Below are 262 nucleotides of genomic sequence, written 5' to 3'. Positions count from 1 at the left end.
GCGGTCTGAAACTTACCTGGCACACCGCTGGTCGCCTTTTTGGCTACGCTACGGAATAAAACCAGGAACAACAGACCCAGCACCACCGAGAAGAACATGGAGTCAATATTGATTGTCCAGAAGGTGGCTGGGGGGTTTTGTGGATCCACCAGCGAGAATGTACGCAGGTCCAGCTGAAGGTTATTCAGGTGGTGTCCTATGTAATCCTGCGGCGTCATATTTTCTGAAGCCATGATGCCTTTTACCCTTTGTTGTTAATTAC

1 pseudogene is annotated in these 262 nt (G+C 49.2%); it reads right to left on the bottom strand.

The annotated features are described in order from the left end of the window. Positions 1–233 (bottom strand): annotated as a pseudogene (locus SB756_RS31485) (F0F1 ATP synthase subunit A); the annotation flags it as partial. Positions 234–262: the final 29 nt, after the last annotated feature.

It is taken from the genome of Pseudomonas sp. SIMBA_068 (assembly GCF_046534705.1).
Taxonomy (GTDB): Bacteria; Pseudomonadota; Gammaproteobacteria; order Pseudomonadales; family Pseudomonadaceae; genus Aquipseudomonas; species Aquipseudomonas putida.
Note: the sequence above shows the minus strand (reverse complement) of the source record. Positions and strands in the feature narration are given on the sequence as shown.